The 19,164-nt window shown below is 66.1% G+C and carries 8 protein-coding genes; 2 read left to right on the forward strand and 6 right to left on the reverse strand.

Annotated features, from left to right (window positions below; all coding sequences use genetic code 11):
- Window positions 1-35: 35 nt before the first annotated feature.
- Window positions 36-2,966: a sugar-binding protein gene (locus tag ABFE16_12720; protein ID MEN6346154.1), complete on the reverse strand. Its 2,931-nt coding sequence runs from the start codon at window positions 2,964-2,966 to the stop codon at window positions 36-38.
- A gap of 179 nt (window positions 2,967-3,145) precedes the next feature.
- Between ABFE16_12720 and ABFE16_12725 the strand changes: the two genes are divergently transcribed.
- Window positions 3,146-7,750 carry a sugar-binding domain-containing protein gene (locus tag ABFE16_12725; GenBank protein ID MEN6346155.1) on the forward strand — a complete coding sequence of 1,535 codons (4,605 nt, stop codon included), beginning with the start codon at window positions 3,146-3,148 and terminating at the stop codon, window positions 7,748-7,750.
- A 215-nt stretch (window positions 7,751-7,965) separates the two neighbouring features.
- A complete protein-coding gene (locus ABFE16_12730; protein ID MEN6346156.1) occupies window positions 7,966-8,859 on the forward strand; it encodes an amidohydrolase family protein in 894 nt (297 codons plus the stop codon).
- Window positions 8,860-8,870: 11 nt separating this feature from the next.
- Here the strand turns inward: ABFE16_12730 and ABFE16_12735 are convergent, their stop codons facing one another.
- The 5 genes from ABFE16_12735 to ABFE16_12755 form a co-directional block, all read right to left on the reverse strand.
- Complete coding sequence (locus ABFE16_12735; protein ID MEN6346157.1) at window positions 8,871-11,708, reverse strand: hypothetical protein; 2,838 nt, start codon at window positions 11,706-11,708, stop codon at window positions 8,871-8,873.
- 75 nt (window positions 11,709-11,783) lie between these two features.
- Window positions 11,784-12,677, reverse strand: coding sequence for a glycyl-radical enzyme activating protein (locus ABFE16_12740; GenBank protein MEN6346158.1), 894 nt, complete (start codon window positions 12,675-12,677; stop codon window positions 11,784-11,786).
- Window positions 12,677-14,722, reverse strand: coding sequence for a pyruvate formate lyase family protein (locus ABFE16_12745; protein ID MEN6346159.1), 2,046 nt, complete (start codon window positions 14,720-14,722; stop codon window positions 12,677-12,679). Before ABFE16_12745 ends, ABFE16_12740 begins: the two co-directional genes overlap by 1 nt.
- Before the next feature lie 88 nt (window positions 14,723-14,810).
- Window positions 14,811-15,653, reverse strand: coding sequence for a hypothetical protein (locus tag ABFE16_12750; GenBank protein MEN6346160.1), 843 nt, complete (start codon window positions 15,651-15,653; stop codon window positions 14,811-14,813).
- Between the two features lie 98 nt (window positions 15,654-15,751).
- A partial coding sequence (locus ABFE16_12755; protein MEN6346161.1) for a glycoside hydrolase domain-containing protein occupies window positions 15,752-19,164 on the reverse strand: 3,413 nt, incomplete at its 5' end.

A 19,164-nucleotide genomic window follows, 5' to 3' on the forward strand; every position in this document is an offset into this window, starting at 1 on the left:
CCCGGGCCTCTTTCGTCACTCCAGGAGCGGAACGCCTACTTGGATTCCTCGATGGCCACGTCGTCGAAGTACACCGAGCCCTTGCCCCGGAGCTGCACCACGACATACGCGCCGCCCCGTGGGTCCGGAGTGGTCTTGAGGTTCACCGCGATCTTCTGCCAGTCGCCGGTGCCCTTGGTCCAGGGACCGATGGCGCCCAGCCAGCGACCGCCCAGTTGCCACTCAACATAGACGCGGAACTCGACGCCGGGAGCCGAGGTCTTCGCCCAGGAGCTGATCACGTAGGCCTGGTCGCCCTTCGTGTCGAGGCCCCGCTGCACGGCCAGCGGAGTGAAGCCCTCTTCCTCGCTGGTGATCTTGAGGGAGGAGCGGCCGCTGTGGGCCTGCTCCGTTGAGAGGCTGACCGTGAAGGGGTAGTTGGCGGTCCACAGGTCGGGCAAGAGGTCGCCGTCGCTGTCAACCTCGAAGCCGCCATTGCGCACCAGGTTGCCGGGCCGGCTGAGTTGCGCGGCCAGGTCCGGCGCCGCGGTCGCGTTCTTCCACTCGGCGGAGAAGTCCTTGCGCACATCCCGGAAGCTCGGATCGTCACTGAGGACCGCCACGCCGTAGCCTGAGAGCGGAAGGCGCACCATTCCGCCGGTCACGGGAACCGCAACGCCCTCGAAGAGGCGACGCAGACTGGTGGCAGCGATGCCCGGGGCCTTGACCGTTGCGGTCACCTCGCCCGGCGTCTCCTTCACGACGATCAGGAAGTTGCGACCGGCCTCGGTGCGCTTGTGCAGGAGGCGCACTCCGCTGGCAGGCTCCGCAACCGATGCCCGCTCCGTCGAGGTGACGCTGCGGGAGGCCAGCACGTCCTGGAGGGCTGCAAGCTCGCTGATGAGGGACTTGAGGTCCGAGAAGAAGGGCGAAGGCTTGCGGGTGTAGTGGGTACCCCAGTAGAGCAGTCCCGTCGACCCGTGCACGATGGCGTCGTAGGCCATGAACCGCGACTGGTCGAAGGTGGGCATGACCGCCTTGTCGTGGTTCGCAGCAGGCCCAAGCTCCGCCCAGCCGAAGCCCTGCAGCACCATGAAGATCGGCTTCTCGCCGCCGACGGCGGTGAGGTTCTTGTCGGTCTCGTCGCCGGTGACGCTGATGGTCTTGTTCGGCAGGTCGGAGTGACCGGAAGGCTCGGGCACCGGGTAGATGTCGCAGCCGGACGCGTCGGTGGCGCGGTTGAAGTAGGCCAGCGTCGAGATCAGGTTGCGTGGCGCATGGTTGGTCCAGATCGGGCGCTGCTGGTCGAGGGTGCGCAGGAGGCTGTAGCCGTCGTAGAGGCCGTCGGCGTCGCGCGAACTCCAGGCGGGCTCATCAATGCTCTCCCACATCAGCAGCGCGGGGTGTGACCCGAGCTTGTCCGCGTAGGTCTTCAGGGTCTCGCGCCGCTTGTCGGCATCACTGGACAAGTCCAGTTGCGCCGACAGTGGGATCCACATGCGCAGTCCGTACTGACGGGCCTTGTCCAGCACTGCCTTCGCAGCCGCCGGGCCCGGCTGGCCTGCGTTGCACAGGTTGAAGCCCGCCTCGGCGAGGGCTTGCATCGCCCGCTCGGAGCCAGGCGACTCGTAGATGCCCAGCGGGAAGAAGGGCTTGCCCTCGACGATGAGCATGTTGTCGTCGCGGACCGTCACCAGGCGGCTGGTGACCTGTGGATCACGAGCCTGCACGAAGCGCAGCACATCCTGCACCGAGGTCGTGCCATCCGCCCCCAGCAGCCGGGCCGTGATCTCGTACTGACCAAGAGGCAGGCTGGTGGTGTCGAAGCGGACCTCGCCTGACCGTGCCGGAAGGGAGTCGAGGCGCTTAGTGGCAAGCACCGCTGCCTCGCCGGATCGTCTCAGTTCGGCCTCCAGCCGGAACCGGCCCAGCTCTTCTGCGGGAACGCGCACTGTGTAGGCGACGGCTACGTCGTCCCGGTAGAAGGACTTGAAGACCGAGAAGGCCGCCATGTCCGCCACCAGCTTCGTGCACCCGACCGCGGCGACGACTCTCTTCGTCGCTCGGTCGACGACCGTCAGCGCCAGATTGTGCGCCCCCTGCTGGAAGATCGGGAAGGTCACGGTGAGCGTCTGACTCGCGCCGACCGCCAGACTGAGTGGCTGCGAGATCGTCCGCGGGGCTTCGGCGGGTGAGCTGACCTCCAGGTCGAGAGACAGGTCGCGGGCCTTCTGGCCGAGGTTCGCGACCGTGCACTGGAAGGAGTTGCGGCCCACTACGCCCTCACCCCACTGCGGAACGGACAGGGCGACGAAGTAGGGCGTCCAGTCGGCGTCGAGGTTGACGTTCCCGAAGCTCTGGGGAGCGGCGAACTTGCCGCCGGTCTGCGACCAGCAGGAAAGCTCACCCTCAGCCGGACGAGTGCGGCACAGGTTCAGGCCCCAGGTCTTGCCCGTGCCTGGTGCGAGGCCGAGCGTGCCGAAGGGGATCGCGAACTCGGCGGTCCAGGAGTCGGCGGCCCGAGCAGTCTTGACGCTCCAGACTCCGTTCCAGTCACCAGACTCACCCGCGCCGTCACCGGCCCCATCGTACTGCGCCCCAAGCGGGTTGCAGGCAAAGTGCAAGAAGTGGAAGCGGTCGAGCGCCGTGTCGATGAAGACCTCCAGGCAGTCGTCACCGAAGACTCTGCCGTCGCGGTCCTTCACGGCGGCCCGGAGCTTGCCCATGTCCTTGTCCCAGGCCCTCACTGCAAGGTACAGGTTGTCCGCGTCGTAGGCGACCCAGGCCTCGGTCTGGCTGACGGCGGACGTGGTCTGGCCGAGGACGACGAAGTCACGGATCGGCGCCGGTTGCTGCCAGCAGGCGTCCGTGAGTCGTCCGTCGATCACAGGCGGCGTGTCCAGCTTCACGGCCGTGACGGTCGGAGCCGCGAGAGCCGAAGTGGCTACGAGCGCAAGGAGCAGCAAGGAGTAACCAGGAGCGCGCATGGCAAGTCCCCTTTGCATGACGCGAGGTGAGTTGCGACCCGCGATTGCGGTAGTCGGGCAGACGCGCGCTTCTTCCGCGTGGACTCGAAAAGCCCTCCGTGGGAGCGCGCAGGGGGAAAGAGACCCGTGGCGAAACCTCCCTTCGTTGCCCTGCCACCGCGAGAAGGAAGGTGCCCGCGATGCGCTGCAAGCTACTGACGTGCGCCTTACTGAGCATTCTGATTCTGGGGGCTGGAATGGCCTGGGCGCAGACCACCCCGTGGAAGGTGGACCTCGCCGGGGAGTGGCGTTTCCACACCGGCGATAGCCCCTCTTGGGCCTTGCCTGGTCTCGATGACAGCAAGTGGGACCGTCTCCAGGCCCCGGCTCTGTGGGACAGTGGAGGTTATGCCGACTACGACGGCTACGGATGGTATCGCCGCGACTTCACAGCCCCGGCTTCCGCTGCGGCTCATGGGCTGCTGATGGAGATCGGCGGCGTGGATGACGACGACTGGGTGTACCTGAATGGCAAGCTGATCGGCCAGGGCAAGGGCTGCTACAAACGCCGACTGTACCCCGTGCCCGCCGGGATCGTGCACGAAGGCACGAACCTCATTGCGGTGCGCATCTTTGACGGCAGTATGGGAGGAGGGCTTGCCGTGGGACCGCTGACGCTTCGGGAGGAGACGCTTGCGGATCGGGTGGAGCTCACTGCCGTGCGAATCGTGCAGCCGACGGCGCAGAACCCCCGCATGTCGCTGGAGCTTGACCTCACCAGTCGTAGCGCAGCCGCCCAGACCCTTCGGCTGCAGTCGCGACTGACCGACTACCTGCAGCGCGAGAGCTGCGCTGCGGATCATTCGCTCTCTCTGCCCGCGGGTGCGACCGTCACTGAGGCCGTGCCCTTCGACGGCGGAGACTGCATCGACTACCGTCTGGCCGTCACCCTCAGTCAGGGGGAGGACCGTTCAGACAGCTTCCGGTACCTGCAAGCGGACGCACTGGCCGGCCCACGGAAGACCTGGCTGCTCAACGGCACCTGGGACTTCCTGCCGGTCGAGAAGCTCGCCGCAACTCCTCCGCAGGCAACCTACCAGACCGACACAGTACCCCGGGCGGCCTGGGGTGGTTGGAGCGGCAAGGAGCACAGCGCCTGGTTCCGGCGCAAGTTCACGCTTCCCGCGAACCTGACCGGGCAGCGAGTGGTGCTCCGCTTTGATGCCGTGGCCCACTTCTGCCAGGTGCTGGTGAACGGCAAGCCGGTCGGCTCGCATCTGGGCGGCTTTGAGCCCTTCAGCTTCGACATCACCGCGATCGCCCGGGCGGGGGCAGAGAACGAACTCGCCGTCGGCGTTACCGACTACACCGCCGGCCTCAAGCCGGGCGTGCCGACTCCCGAAGACCCCGAGAAGCTCCCCGCCGGTTGCATGATGATCCCCTTCGGCACCCGCGCAGGCAGCGTCCGGGGTATCTGGCAGGACGTGACGCTCGAGGTCCGGCCACCGGTAGTGGTCGAGGGGAGCAAGGTCGAGACCTCGGTGCGCAACGGTACCCTCTCGGCTCGGCTGACCTTGCGCAATGATGATGCCCAGGCGCGGACGGTCACCCTTTCCCCGCAGGTCCTCGACGCCGGCAAGCCTGTCTTCGCCCTGGCGTCGCGCTCCGTCACGATTCCTGCGCAGGGCACGGAGACGGTGCAGTGGCAGCGTCCCTGGGCCGATGCTCGCCTGTGGTGGCCTTCCGATCCACACCTGTACGACCTGCAGACCGAGGTCAAGCAGGGGCAGACGCTGACCGATCGGCACCACACTCGCTTCGGCTTCCGCGAGTTCTGGATCGACGGCACCGACTACCGGCTCAATGGTCGCATCTTCCGCCTGCGGGGTCTGGTCTGCGCACCTCGACCCGAGTCACCCGAGGCGATCCGCAGCTACTTCCTCAACGGGATGGCGAACAGCAACTTCACGCTGGTCCGACATCACATGTTCCCGCGACCTCGCTACTTCTACGACATCGCCGACGAGGTGGGCATGTGCCTGAAGGACGAGAGCGCCTTCTACTGCGCCGCCGGCAGCTATGCGCTGACCGACGAGGACTTTTGGGCCAATATGCGCACGCATATCAGCGCCATGGTGCAGCGGAGTTGGAACCATCCGGCGCTGTGCCTCTGGAGCACCGAGAACGAGATCCTGCACTGCGGCGGGAGTCGCACACCCGGGACGGATGCGCAGATCTACAAGCTCGGGCAGTTGATCTCGCAACTGGACCCGACGCGCCCCGTCGAGTACGAGGGCGATGGGGATGTGGTTGGTCGCGCAGCCACCGTCAACATCCACTACCCGCGCGAGTTCGGCTGCCATGACCACAACCTGTGGCCCAATGACTCCTGGTGGCTGGGCACGGAGGGCAACGACCGCTGGCCGCAGGACCTGGTCTGGAAGAAGGACAAGCCGCTCATCATGGGCGAGTTCTGCTACTACCCCTACAGTCGCCCGCCCGGAGGTGTGTCGATCTTCGTGGGCGACTCGGCGTACCGCTCCAAGGAGACCGAGCGGGCTGCCCACGTGATGGGTGTTCGCTTCGTGTGTGAGGGTGCTCGCTGGGCCGGAGTCGCCGGTCTGAACCCCTGGGTCGGCGATACGGTCTACGGGCAGCGCTGCTTCCCGCCGGTGGCCGTTCTGCTCCGCGAGTGGGACCGCCAGTTCTGGGCAGGCGAGACCGTCACCCGCACTCTCCTGGTCCTCAACGATACCCTCGAGACTCGTCCCCTGGAGCTGCGCGTCGAAATCCTCGATGCTCCGGCCGGAGCGTTCTCGTGGAGTGCCCCGGTCACGCTCGACCCAGGCGGACGCTGGGAATCACCGCTTGCGGTGACGATGCCGCAGCGACCGGGTCGGTACCGACTCGTCGCCCGGTTGCTGCAAGAGGGCAAGGAACTCTACGCCGAGGAACGCCCGATCGCCGTTGCCTCTCGCCAGTCGCTGACGTTGCCCCAGGGCCTGCGTGTGGGCCTGTATGACCCCGCCGGGCGCAGCAAGGCGGCCCTTGCGGCAGCAGGTCTGCAGCCGACCCTACTCACCGCGTTGGATGCCTCGTCCCTGCGGAACCTTGACCTGCTGGTTCTGGGCGCCGAGGCCTGGACTTCGACCGCAGACGCTGGCCGCAACAGCCTGCCGCAGTTCGTGGCCGCCGGCGGCAAGGTGCTTGTGCTGCCGCAGACGACGCTGCCCAACTGGCTGCCCTCGAGCCCGGTGCTGGAGAAGACGCGGGCTGCCACGATGAGCTACGAGCGCACTCCCGGGCATCCGCTGCTGAGGGGCCTGGACAGCGCTGGACGCGACCTGTGCTGGTGGCGCGGTGACCACTTCGTCGCCCGCAACCTCCTGCGCAAGCCTCAGGCCGGCAACTTCGCGGTCATCACGGAAGCGGGCGGCAAGGGCGGTCTGCAGTGGACGCCACTGCTGGAGCTCAAGAGCGGACGAGGCTGGTGGCTCCTGTGCCAGTACCTGGTCGACTCGAAGCTGCAAGAGGAACCCGCTGCGCACCAGCTCCTGCAGAACGCGCTCACCTATGCCGCCGAAGCTACTCCGCCGCTGGAGCGTCGAGTGGCGGTTCTTGGCTCACCCGGTCTGCAGCAGTACCTGGCGGGTCTGGGTCTTGCCGCCGAGGAGTTGCCCGCTCAGCCGACTGCTGATTCTCTCGCCGCCTATGACCTGGTGATCGCCGAAGGGTCAGCCCTCAACCCGCAGGCCGCAGCAGCGCTCCGTCAGTTCGCCGAAACCGGGAAGACGCTGTGGTTGTACGCCGCCGAGGGGGCCAATCCCGATCTGCTCAAGGCGGTCGTTCCGACACTGCAGGGATGCGCCAAGACCGACTCCCACGGACGCGCGGTCAAGCTCAGCGACGACGGGCTGATGGCGGGCATCTCCAACGCCGACCTGTTCTGGTACCGAGAGGACTGCTGGTATGAGGACTGGGAAGGCCGTGGCACAGGCCTGGCTGAGGAGACCTGCACCGTGCATCTCCAGATGAACGGCTCTGGCCGCGTCTACACTGAACCCGCCTGTCTGGCCGAGGCTCCAGTGGGCAAGGGGCGTGTGGTGCTTTCGACCTTGCGTCTTGCGGAGGCACAGGCAATCGTGTCGGCCAAGGCTCGGCGTCTGGGAGCGACGCTCCTGACGAATCTCGGCGTGCCCCTTGGTCACCGGCAGGAAGACCTGACCGGGCTGCGCCAAGAGCCCGTAGACTTGCAGCGCTACTTCACCGCCACGCTCCGTGATGAGGTGGCAGAAGACGGGAAGGGTGGCTGGACCGACCAGGGCGAGCAAGACCTGCGGTCCATGCCGCTCGGTGCCCGCAAGCTGGGCGGGATTACCTTTGATGTCCGCGACGGCTGCCTCGCTCTGCGGTCGGCCTCGCACCTCAAGTTCCAGCCCGACAAGGTGGCCGGCATCCCGGTCGGGCGTAGCTGTGCGGCGCTGTACCTGCTTCATACAGCCGCCTGGGCAGGTGCTGAGGGGACAGCCGTCGCGCGTTTGCGGGTGCAGTACGAGGATGGGAAGGAAGCCCTGGTGCCCGTGGTGAGTGGCGTGAACGTCGGCGACTGGTGGACGCCTGTGGACCTTGTGCAGGCTCAGGTCGCCTGGCGTGGCCCTTCCGCGGGAGGACAGAACGTCGGGGTCTACGCGACGACCTGGCGCAATCCGCGACCCGCAGTGCCGATCAAGAGCTTCAGCGTTGAGAGCGCCGGCACCGACGCCATCTATCTGCTGCTGGCAGTCACCTGCGGCTTGAAGCCGTGAACTCCCGCAGAGCTTGACCGAAGCTTGCAGGCCCCGGTGTGATGCCGGGGCCTGTGGCGTTTCGGGCGGCACCTTCGCGTGACGGCCCATGCCGACCGACCTTGAGGCAGGTCGGCCCTCAGCGGGAAAGGAACTGGAGCCAGGGCTTCCGCGAGGCTCCGACCGGTAGGTCCGGTCGGCGGGACTACTCTTTCAGGCACCCAGTGAGGCCAATCATGTCTGCCACCTACTACATCGACACCCATGTTCATGTGCGGGCGCACCTATCCCCGGAGCGACTCTCCGGTGGTACCTACGCCACCCCCGAGAGTGCCATGGAGCAACTCAAGCCCCTCGGGATCCGGCGAGCGGTGATCCTGCCGGGGATCAACTGCGAGTGTCTCCACGACCCGCAGGGCAATGGCGAGATCCTCTCCATCGTCGACCAGTACCCCGACTTCTTCATCCCCTTCATGAACATCGATCCGCGGGCGCTGCGCAATGCACCCGACACCGATCTGAGCCACCTGATGGGCTTCTACAAGAGCCACGGCTGCAAGGGGATCGGGGAGCTGTCCTTCAACCTGCCCTTTGACAACCCGATGGTCGAGAACCTGTTCCATCATGCCCAGGAGAACGAGCTGCCGGTGCTGTTCCACATCGGCTACCAGGTAGGCGGCTGCTATGGCATTGTGGACCATCTGGGACTGCCGCTACTCGAGGGTGCCCTGCGCAAGTTCCCCGACCTGCGCTTCATCGGCCACTCACAGGCTTTCTGGGCGGAGATCAGCGCGGACGTGACCGAGCAGACGCGACGAGGCTACCCGAAGGGGCCGGTCACGCCGGGGCGAGTGGTTGAGCTGATGGAGAAGTACCCGAACCTGTACGCGGACCTCTCGCCCGCCAGCGGTGGCAGCGGGTGCAACGCCATCACCCGTGACCCGGACTTCGGCTACAAGTTCATGGAACAGTTCCAGGATCGCCTGCTCTTCGCCACCGACCTCGCCGGACCCGGCCAGGTCATGGAGCTTGTCCCGTACCTGGAGGAAGCGGCGGACAAGGGCCGGCTCTCCCAGGAGGCCTACGAGAAGATTGCGCACCGCAACGCCGAGAAGCTGTTGGAGCTGTAGCGGATAGCGGATCAGTCTTCGAGGGCCCTGGCTACGGCCGTGCGCAAGGCTGCAAAACCATCGACAGTGAGGCCCTCGAAGGCCATGCGCCCTGCGTCCTCGGCAGAGAGCTGCTGTTGCCCGCCGATCAGCCGCACCGCCTCGGCCACCAGCCTCGCCATCTGGTCGCGGTCGTAGCCCTTCCTCGCGGCGAGGAGGTTGAGGTATTCCACGTCCTGCTGGCCGCGGCACAAGGCCAGCACCCGCAGGCTCACCACCGGCCCCTTGAGGCCGAAGCGATCACCGGGAACCAGCAGCGCCGTCGGCGTCGGGGTATCCAGAGCGCTGTCGCCGCCAAGGCTGTTCCAGGGTAGTATTCCGTCGGCACCGGCGCAGTAGGCCTTGAGCGCCCAGGCTTCCGCCGTGAGGTTCGAGGCCTTGACGGGGTTCGCCTCACCGTAGTGCCAGAGCGTGACGCCCTGATCGCGGAAGCGTCGGCAGTGTTGCGGGTGGCTGAAGAGCTCGGAGCTGACACACATCAGGTTGATACAGCCGTCGAGCCAGTTGCGCTGGAACTGTGGCCGGGAGATGTCACCGCGGAAGAGGAAGCGGGGCTGCCCCTCGGTCGGGTGATCGGGTAGTGCCGCAGCGCCTGCCTGTCGCACGCCCTCCCAAAACATATTCGCGAAGAAGCGCAGAGCCAGCCAGTCGTCGCGGTGTTGGGGCTCGTCCAGCAGCCACCAGGAGGTGCCCCGGAAGTTGGACTTCTCATCCTTGTAGTAGAACTTGTTGTTGAGGTAGCAATGCAGGTCCGTCCGCGTCCAGCCTCGCTCACGGCAATGCTCGACGAACTGGCGGGTGACGGCGATGAAGGCGTCTCTGAGGCTCTGGTCGAAGGCCTGCTCCACCGGCGGCGCCGTCAGGGCATGGGCGATGATGTTGTCGGGGTACTTGCGCAGGTCGTTGCCGCCGCTGTAGTGCCCGGCGATCGGCGTCGGCCAGGCCTCATGGAAGGGCAGGTAGAGGTGAGTGACCGGCACTCCGGCACGCACACCTCCAAAGGCGCTGCCATCCAGGTACGGCCCCCAGTGGCGGTCGTACTCCTCCCAGTCCACCACACGAATCGCGCTACCCTCGCCCGCCAGCTTCGGTGCGTAACCACGGTTCACATTACCCGAGTGCGAGTAGCCCAACGAAGTCAGGTTGGCCCGCAGTGCATGGGCCGCGGCGTAGTACTTGCGCTCGATCGCGAGGTAGGCGTCCCAGTCCGCATCGCGGTAGACGGGGCCATAGCAGTTGAGGTCGACCTCGAAGCTGGTCCGCGCCGGGACCTCGAAGCCATAGACCCGCAGGCGCACCGGAACCTGCACCAACGCACCCGTCGCGGCCTGAAGGGCGATCGTGCATCGCTTGATGCCTGCCGGGGCGTCGCGAGGCACCTCCCAGAGGATCGTGAAGGACTGGTTGCGCTGACCGGGCACCTTGTTGCCCGCTGCCGGAAGGGTCGTGTCCGCGGGAATCGGGGCCAGGTACTCGGCATACCAGTCGCCGTCGCGGACGTACCAGTTCCGGTACACGCCGACCGGCTGCGGCATCGGGTTCTGGTCGGCGGGCAACACTCTCAAGAGCGCAGGCTGAGGCATGTCGGTCACGTTCTCGACCACGACCTGAAGGGCGACGACTTCTCCTCTTGCTGCTTCGAGATGTGCACCCTCAGCGTCCCACACCGGGTTGAGGCGCCGGTAGGAACCCGCAGGCTGACCGCCATAGCGGGCTGCGCCGACTTCCTCCAGTAGGTTGCCGGACACCGGATGGACCTTGCACTCGGCCGGGCAGGCCCACACGCGAAAGCCACCCACGACCGGCGGCTCAGGCCCCGCGGAAGCCTTGCTCCCGAGACGTGGCAGCGCAGACGGCAGCGGCTTCGCGACACTGGAGAGGCCGGTCACAGACTGCGGAGCGCTCCGGCGTCCGCACTCATCCACAGCGGCCACGCGGATCTCGTACCTCGTCTGGGGCTTCAGGCCGGGGATGACCACCCACTGCCCGCCCGGAGTCGGAGGTGGCGTGAGATACCGGGGCAGGGGCGTCAGGTGACCGCCTTCGGCCTCGGTGTAGTCAATCGCATGCCGCAAGGCGCCTGGGCTCGTGACCTGCAGCCGAAGCGCTCCGGTGTCGAAGGTCGCTGCGGCAGGCCAGGGCTCAAGCGAACCGACGACCGGCGTGGCAGGAGAGCCATCGGCGACCTGCGCGCCTTCCACGACCAGATACGGGGCGAAGGCGTTCTGCTCCCGTGAGTGCAGGTCGTTGTTGGCCATGGTCTGGCCCTTCTCGTCGGTCAGGCAGAGGCCGAAGGAACCACCGCAGATCATGGCCTGCACGAGCACGGGGTCGACATCAACGGCAAACCAGTCCCCCGGCTCGGGGCGAAGGTCTGTGTAGCGGACGAGGGTATTGCCGTTGGTGAGGGCGACATCAAGGAAGTCGCTCCCAGGTCCGGCCCAGTAGTCCTCAGGCCAGACGGAGCGGAGGAAGGTGCATCCACCTGCGACCTGCGAGGAGGTGCCGGTGCCCTCCTGCCAGTCGGCCGCGATCGTAGACAGCCCGAGAGTGCGCAGCTTGCCGGGGCGGGCGTAGTGCAGATGAAGCGTCGCCCGAGTTACCCGCCAAGTGCTGACGCGGGCCAGGTCGAACTTCATCAGCAGGTAGTGCTCGTTGCCCTTGACGCGGATCGCGCTGGAAGCACCCGAGTTCAGGGTCTGCTCGCTCGGGTGTAGCTGCAGGGAGGTGTCGGCAACAACCGGCACTCTGACCTGCTCGGCGGCGCAGCCGGAGAGGACGAGGAAGGCGACACACCACAGCTTCCGCATCGCGCACACTCCTTCCAGGTGAAGGGCTGTGACTGCGGTACGTTCCCCCTGGGCCCGCGCCGAATCCGGAGTCTCCTACACGATGGTCTTCAACCCGAAGCGCTGCAGGATCGCTGCGCAGTCTGCCATTGCCGCCGCATCGGGGAGCGAGACTGCCGGCATGGTGTCCCTGTGGCCGACCGTCTCATACTTGAGCCGCGCCAGGTGGTAGGGCAAGAGCCGCACTCCCACGAGGTTCGGCAGGCCACCGAGGAACTCCCCGAGAGCGGTCATGCTCGCGGCGTCGGCATTGAAGCCGGGGATGGTCGGAATGCGGATCTCGATCGGGACACCGCACTCTGAGAGGTGCTCCAGGTTGTCGAGGATCCCACGGTTCGAGGTCCCGGTATGCTCGCGGTGGCGCTGGTCGTCGGTGTGCTTCACGTCATAGAGGAACAGGTCGGTCGAGGGCAGAACGCGCTCGAAGCCCTCCCAGGTCACTGCCCCGGAGGTGTCGACGGCGCAGTGGATGCCCGCCTTGCGGACCAGCGCGAGGACCTCCGCACAGAAGTCGGCCTGCAGCAGCGGCTCGCCACCGGAGACCGTGAACCCGCCCTCGGACTTGTCGTAGAAGGTCCTATCCTCCAGGACGGCCGCCAGGACTTCCTCGGCCGTCAGGTCCTTGCCGTAGAACTCCAGCGCACCAGGCAGGCAGGCCTCGACACACTTTCCGCAGGCGACGCAGAGCTCGTGGTCGACGGTGTGGGTTCCATCGCGGAAGGAGTGAGCTCCCTGCGGACAGACCTGCGCGCACTTGCCGCAACCGACACACCTGCTCTTCACGAAGCCGATCTCGGACTGCGACGACACGCTTTCGGGATTGTGGCACCAGCGGCAGCGCAAGGGGCAGCCCTTCAGGAAGAGGGTTGTCCGGATGCCGGGGCCATCATGTACGGAGAGGCGCTTGACGTCGAGGACTCTGCCCGTCATCACGCCACCTCCGCCTTGGTGATGTAGATCTCCTGCTCCTGGGGAGCGAGGTCGATGAAGCGCGCATTCCAGCCGCAGACGCGCACCTGAAGGTTGGCGTACTTCTCCGGCTGGCGCTGGGCCTCCCGGAGCAGGGCGGCGTCGAAGATATTGAACTGGATAGCCATCCCGCCCTGGGCAAAATGGCTCTCGATGATCGAGCAGATCGTCTGGATTCCCTCCGGGCCTCTGACGACGCTGGGATGGAGCATGATGTCGAGCACGGTACCGTTCGGGAACTTCGACAGGTCGATTCTGGTGACCGAGTTGATGAGCGCGGTGACCCCGCTCTTGTCGGCGCCAATCGTCGCGCCAGTATTCATGGTCAGCGACTCGCCTGCAAGGCGTCCATCCGGCAAGGCCCCGGTACGTCTCCCGAAGTCCTTCGCGGTGCCGATGATCGCATAGATGGCTGCCTGGAAGACGCCACCCCGGGCATTCGGCTCGTGGTTGATGCGCTCGCCCAGGAAGTCGGTGATCTGCACGGCGAGACCATCGGCACGATCGTCGTTGTTGCCCCACCGGGGGACGCGGTGCTGGGCTCGCAGTCGAAGCTCCTCGTAGCCTTCCCAGTTGGCGGCCAGCGCCGCCTTCATCTCGGCGAGGGTGCAGTACTTGTCCCCATAGACAAGTTGCTTGAGGGCCGACAGGGAGTCCGTCACATTCGCGATGCCGACGCAGTTGCAGCCGCTGGTGTTGTACTTCGCCCCGCCCTGCGACACATCAAGCCCACGCTCGATGCACGAGTCCATTGCGCCCGAAAGCAGAGGACACGGGTTGACCTGAGGCCACAGCCGCTCCTCCCGACGGACCTTCTCCGCAATGAGTGTGAACTGCTCGTCGAGGGTCCTCAGGTAGGCAGCCATCAGGTCGTCGAAGGTGGCGTAGTCCCCGTCGGAGAGGGTCAACTCCAGGGCTCCCGGAAGGCCCAGAGCGCAGGCTCCGGAGCAGTTGAGCTCCTTGCCCATGATGGCGGGCTCGTAGCAGCCGATCAGGATGTACTGGCTCGCGTCCTCCGGGCTCTTGCCGTTCTGTTGCAGCATCTCGACCTGCCGGTCGTAGTTGACCGTGACGATGCCGGTGCAGCCGGACTCGATGCAGCCGACAACCTGCTCGAGGAGGTCTCTCGGCGTGTTCTTCGAGAGCCGCAGGTGCAGCTTGGGATCCACGATCTGCATCTCCTGGTAGACCTCGAAGGCGAGATAGGACAGCTCGTTGGCCTCCGGCCCAAAGAGGAAGGGCTTGCCGAAGAGCTTGCCCTGACTCTGCGCGAAGAACTTCACCCAGAAGTACTTGAGCAGCTCCTTGGCCTGGTCGCGCGTCAGACGCCCGGCCTCCAGATCGGCAACAAGGAACCGGTTGTAGAGATGATCGAAGCGACCCATCGAGCGGACCGAGTAGCCGTTCTCCATCTCCTGCAGGTCGTGGTACAGGTACGCCAACTGCAGCGCTTCCTCAAAGGTCTCGGGCGGACGCTGGGCAATCGCTGCCACCGGCGAACTGGGCAGCTCAGCGGCATAGCGCTTCGCCAGGTGGATCGCCGCCTCGTAGACCATCGTCACCGCTTCGTAGAAGACGCCGGTGTGGGCGGCGGCACGATCACGCAGACCCGTGAGCCCGTACCTGAGGATATTGCTCCACTCCGGGCAGGTGTGGCCGGTATCCAGGCCTCCTACCCCGGCACAAGGCTGGGAGGGTGGATCGTTGCTGAACTCCTTGCGCTCCTCCTCGCGCCGCCACTCCTCGCGGAGAGCCACCATCAGGTCGAAGTGCTGCACCTTACCGGCGAAGTAGTCGTCGGGCTCGATGGCAATCCGGCCTTTGGTGCAGAGAAGCTGGAACAGCCAGGCCCGGGTGAGGATTCTGGGCTCCTGAGGATTCCCGGCACGATGCCGCCGAAGCTCCTCGACCAGTTCCTCCTTCGAGAGTCCCGACGCGGGGTCATAGGGGGCGTCGAGGTACTGTCTCTCCAGTTGCGTTCGGACTTCATCGAAAGGCCTGGGCATGGCGTATCTCCCTCTGGGTCAGAGCAAGTGCTTGCCGCGGTGTTTCGCGGTCGGGCGATGCATTCCTTCGTCGACCTCTACATGATGGCTACTGCACCGCCGGCAAGGTCGAGGCCGGTGGCACGTAGGCCCTCACGCCGCTGATGAACATGGAATAGGGCTTCTTGGCGCCATGACTCTGCGCACTGAGGATCAGGTAGTAGTGCTGGCTCGGCGCTACCGCCGGCACATACGGAGAGCCTGCGCTCGTCTGCTCAAGGCCGTCAACCCACCAAGTCGCCTTCTGCCGCACCGGGTCGTAGCTGCAGCCGAAGATGTGGTTCTGTGCGCGATCCAGGGGCTGGCGCGAGACGTTGTTCGGATTCTGCAGGTTCTTGTACCCGCCGTCCTTGCCCCAGATGCCGGACCAACTGTGAACCGTTCCCGTGAGTCCCGGGCCGAAGCCGCCCTCGTCCACATCCAACTCCATCCAGCGCTCGAAGCCCGGCGGGTCGCCCTCGTACTGGTCCTGTTGTTTGCCGTTATGCTCAGCCGGCATCAGCCACACCGCAGGCCAGTGGTCGGGGTCGTTGTCTGAGAGCCTGACCTCGAACTCCACGTAGAAGCCCTCCGAGCCGGGCAGCAAGGGCAGCTTGCCGGCGGAGAAGTCCCGCGGAGTGCTGACCAGATCGCCGCCCAGACTCAGCACGAGGACCCCGTCCTGCGTCGAGTAGTGATCCAGAGACGGAGGCTTCGCGTACCACTGGCCGCTGAACCACTTGTAGTTCCCGTTGCGATCCGGGGCGATGTCCGCCGAGGTGGGCTTCTCGTTGAGGATGCACTTCGTGTAGCCCAGTGCCGCAGCTCCAGGTGGCACAGTCGGCGCCGGAGCTGCAATCGCCGCACAGCCGCACAGGATACTCAGCGTCACAATCGTGCAGTGCAGGAGCATAGCCACCCCCCCAGGGCAGGCAGTACGCAGACTTCGGTTAGCGCTTCCTCGGTCTGCCCGCGGGAGCTCTCCCACGGGTAACCGGGGCCCAGCAGAGCCTAGAGCTTGCCTTGCGTTAGGGCAGCGACCTGTTCGGCCGTCAGCGCCCGCGGAGTCACCAGAACGTCGTCCACGGTGCCCTTCAGATTCCAGCGACTCGTCGGTGGGTGCTTGCCCACGAGCACCGGGCAGCTATCCAGGATCGTCGGCTCGAAGTTGCCCTTCGTCCGCGCGACAGGCTTCCCGTCTACGTAGAGCACTCTTTCGTGCGGCGTCCAGGTCAGGGCCAGGTGAGTCCAGACGCCCTGGCGCAGGGGCACCGGCACTCGCGGATAGCTGGAGTAGTCGCCGGTCGTGTTCACCTTGCCGAAGAGTGTCTTGCCGTGCGCCGAGAGACCGATCTCGTTGTACCCGTCCGGCAATCCGTTTCCGCTGGTGCGCTGCGCATAGAGGAACACGGTCCAGCCGCTCCAGGTGTCCTCGGACTGCTGCAGCGGGTCGTAGTCGGGTTTGACCCAGAGTGCCAGCGTTCCCTCGGCGCTCTTGGGGCCGAGCAAAGTCGACGCTGGAGGCATCGTCACGCAGGAACGATCCCCGGAGAGCTTGAGGCCCTGACCGAAGCGTCCCGCAGTTCTCTCGCCGCCAACCACGATCCCATGGTTCCCGGCTCCGCTGTCGTCCCTAATATACCCCTCAGAGCCCTCAAAACGGTAGAGGGCGCCGGCGGAAATGCCGGCCTCCGACAGCGCAAGGGCATCCTTCCCGACCGGCATCTGCACCACTTCGGGAGTGGCAGTCACCGGCTTCGGTGCAGTGGGCGCAAGAACCCGCCGGGTCTGGAGCGGCACCTCGGCGGGCTGACCACCCAGGGCTCGGCAGAGGTCCTCCAGCGTAGCGCCCATCTCGTCTCTCTTGGCCAGGAGGCGGGACGGATCGGGGTTGTAGTCCTTGAAGCTGCGGACGACCGTGTCGTCAATCGCCAGCAGCGCCCGGGCTCGCGGCAAGAGGTCGGCAGCCACACCATGCTCTTCCGCTAGCCGCACACACTCGCGCAGGAGCCACAGGTACTCGTAGTCCTCGGCGCCGTCGCGGATTGCCTCCCAGCGGATCGAGTCGACGACTCCGCCGTCAGAACCGGGGTACACCAGGTGCCCGTCACCGTTCGCACCGGGATACAGACCGGCAGTCTCCCAGGCTCGGTCTGAGCGGTAGTTGATGGACCAGTAGAGGATGCCGTCGAGGTTGTGCTTCCAGCTCATCCACCACAACACCCGGCAGTCCAGAGCCGGGTAGTCGACCCAGTAGTTCGGGAAGGGGTGCCGGGTGCTGTAGGCGACATACCACCAGACTTCGCGTCCCTTGGCCTGCTCCTGAGCGGCTCCGTCAGGGTTGAAGGAGTAGACCTCCGGGCACCAGATGTCCACGCCCGTCAGGCCCTTCGCACCAGCGCCGCGAGCCGTCATCATGTTCGCGAGCCCCGGTGCCCCGCGGTGCACCTCGCCCAGAATCGTGTTCAGGGTCGCGAAGTACTCGGGCTCCGGCTCGTCGGCCATGTAGGTGTAGGCCATGGGAAGCAGACCGCGCTCACGTAGATGCTTCTCCCAGCCGGCAGCCACAGCAGCAGTCCCCGACTCGCGGAGTCTGCGCAGGGCCTGCCCGACCTCCTGCCGGTAGCCGGTGGAAGGCACACCCACAGCAAAGGCAGACAGTCCCTGGCGCTGATAGCGGTCGACGTATTCGTCGAAGGCCCCGAAGTCCATCGAAGCAGGCTTGTTGCCGGCCTCCCACACCGAGACGTGGGCAGTCGGCCAGTCCTGCAGCCACTCTCCGGGTCGCGCTTCGTTGCGGAAGACCAGTCGCACCGACCCGGCCTCTCCCTGCGAGACCTCGCTACCCGCACCGCCATACCACTGCGAGGCTTGGGGTGCGATTCGCAGCGCACCAGTGGCACCCACGGCGCGGAAGTCCTTCACCTCGAGGGTCACGTCGGCGGGGTCAGTGAGCTGCAACCCAAGGGACTGGATCGCCTCGCGGCCCGCGGGCAGGTCCACGACGAACTCCTGCCATGCCTCGCCGGCTGACAGCGGCCCATACAGAACCTGCGGCGCCTTCTCGCTGCCGACGATCAGCCGGACCTTGACGCTCTTCGTCCCTGACGTGACCCGGACCGAGAAGGCCAGGCGATCATAGGCGGACAGGTCGAACCTCGGCGGCTCGACGGTAGCGCCCGCAGCGTGAGTGGGACTGATGCGGTGCGCGAGCATGTTGTCATACCACTTGCGCCGATCCATCTGGGAGGTGATACCGCAACCAAAGGAAGTCTTGATGTGGTTGGTACGCGGAAGGGTGAAGCCGTAGACATGCAGCTTCATCGGCACGGTACGAGCCGGCGCATCCTGCGGGCGGACCGTGACCGTGCCCTGGTAATCGCCCGGCTGGGTCCCGCGCGGAACGTAGACGGAGACCCACACGGACTCGAAGCTGCTCGCCGCTACGTCAAAGGGTGCAGTGGGCAAGAGCGGATCCGGCCACAGCCCCACGAAGGGCACAGCGTAACTGGGCTTCTCGGTCGGGATGTAGCCCACGCGTCGCCAGGTGAGATTGGCGCTGGAGAAGGGGCGCTGCCCCGCAAGACCAGCCAGGTCCGACAACTCCAGACTGACCTGGTGCAGGGGCTTGTCGAAGGCGAAGACCACCAACTGCGTGGCCTCGTACTCATGGCGAGCAGCCGAGAGGCGAAGCGGCGCCTCGACCTCGCCGCTGAAGGAGTCGTCACGCAGCATCTTCACCAGCGGGCTCTGCACGCCGAGACCGTAGGCGTCCTGACCCGAGGCGGTGATCGCCGCTGCCCGCAGACGCAGGCCATCCACGCGACGACCCAGGGCAGTGACCTCCTCGGCGAGGCCCGCCCATTCCTGCGGCGTCATGCTCTCCGGTGTCTTGGCCCGTGCCTGAAGGGCCTGGAGGTCCTTCCGCGTCTGATCGGCCGCAGGAAGCCTGCGAGCGGCCAGCGACAGAGAGGAAAGACGCTGACTGAGCGCCGACAACTCCGGCTGGTAGTCCTTGAGACCGAGGAGGAAGGACTGGCGCGAGAGGAGTACCCCGGCGGCCTTCGCCTCGAAGTCCAGGCGGATCGGCCCGGCTGCGCTGAACCGGTAGGTGAACTTGCCCGTCCCGGCCGGAGTGAGCGGAAGCGCCTGCGTCTTGCCGGCCGCGGTCAGACTCAAGGCGGGCGTCAGGGAGTCGCCGGACTGCGCTGCGCAGGCAAGGCTGTTGTCACCAGGCCAGGGAGTTCCCCAGTCGAGCGTCGTCAGCGCTGCCGGAGTCGTACCCAGGGTCACGTGCCCAAACCGTGAGGGCTGGTGGAAGCCGCGCAAGGTGGCCGACCAGCAGGAAGCCTCCCGGTGCGGAACCTCACTGCGGCACAGATTCAGACGGGCGGGACGCCCCGGCTCAAGGCCCACCTGCTGCA

The sequence above is a fragment of the Armatimonadia bacterium genome, from assembly GCA_039679385.1.
Classification (GTDB): domain Bacteria; phylum Armatimonadota; class Zipacnadia; order Zipacnadales; family JABUFB01; genus JAJFTQ01.

What these genes read in the sequence shown, in the direction of transcription:
- ABFE16_12745 (MEN6346159.1), bottom strand. Translation starts at nt 14,722, where the DNA reads ATGCCCAGGCCTTTCGATGAAGTCCGAACGCAACTGGAGAGACAGTAC.
- ABFE16_12725 (MEN6346155.1), top strand. Translation starts at nt 3,146, where the DNA reads ATGCGCTGCAAGCTACTGACGTGCGCCTTACTGAGCATTCTGATTCTG.
- ABFE16_12750 (MEN6346160.1), bottom strand. Translation starts at nt 15,653, where the DNA reads ATGCTCCTGCACTGCACGATTGTGACGCTGAGTATCCTGTGCGGCTGT.
- ABFE16_12720 (MEN6346154.1), bottom strand. Translation starts at nt 2,966, where the DNA reads ATGCGCGCTCCTGGTTACTCCTTGCTGCTCCTTGCGCTCGTAGCCACT.
- ABFE16_12740 (MEN6346158.1), bottom strand. Translation starts at nt 12,677, where the DNA reads ATGACGGGCAGAGTCCTCGACGTCAAGCGCCTCTCCGTACATGATGGC.
- ABFE16_12735 (MEN6346157.1), bottom strand. Translation starts at nt 11,708, where the DNA reads ATGCGGAAGCTGTGGTGTGTCGCCTTCCTCGTCCTCTCCGGCTGCGCC.
- ABFE16_12730 (MEN6346156.1), top strand. Translation starts at nt 7,966, where the DNA reads ATGTCTGCCACCTACTACATCGACACCCATGTTCATGTGCGGGCGCAC.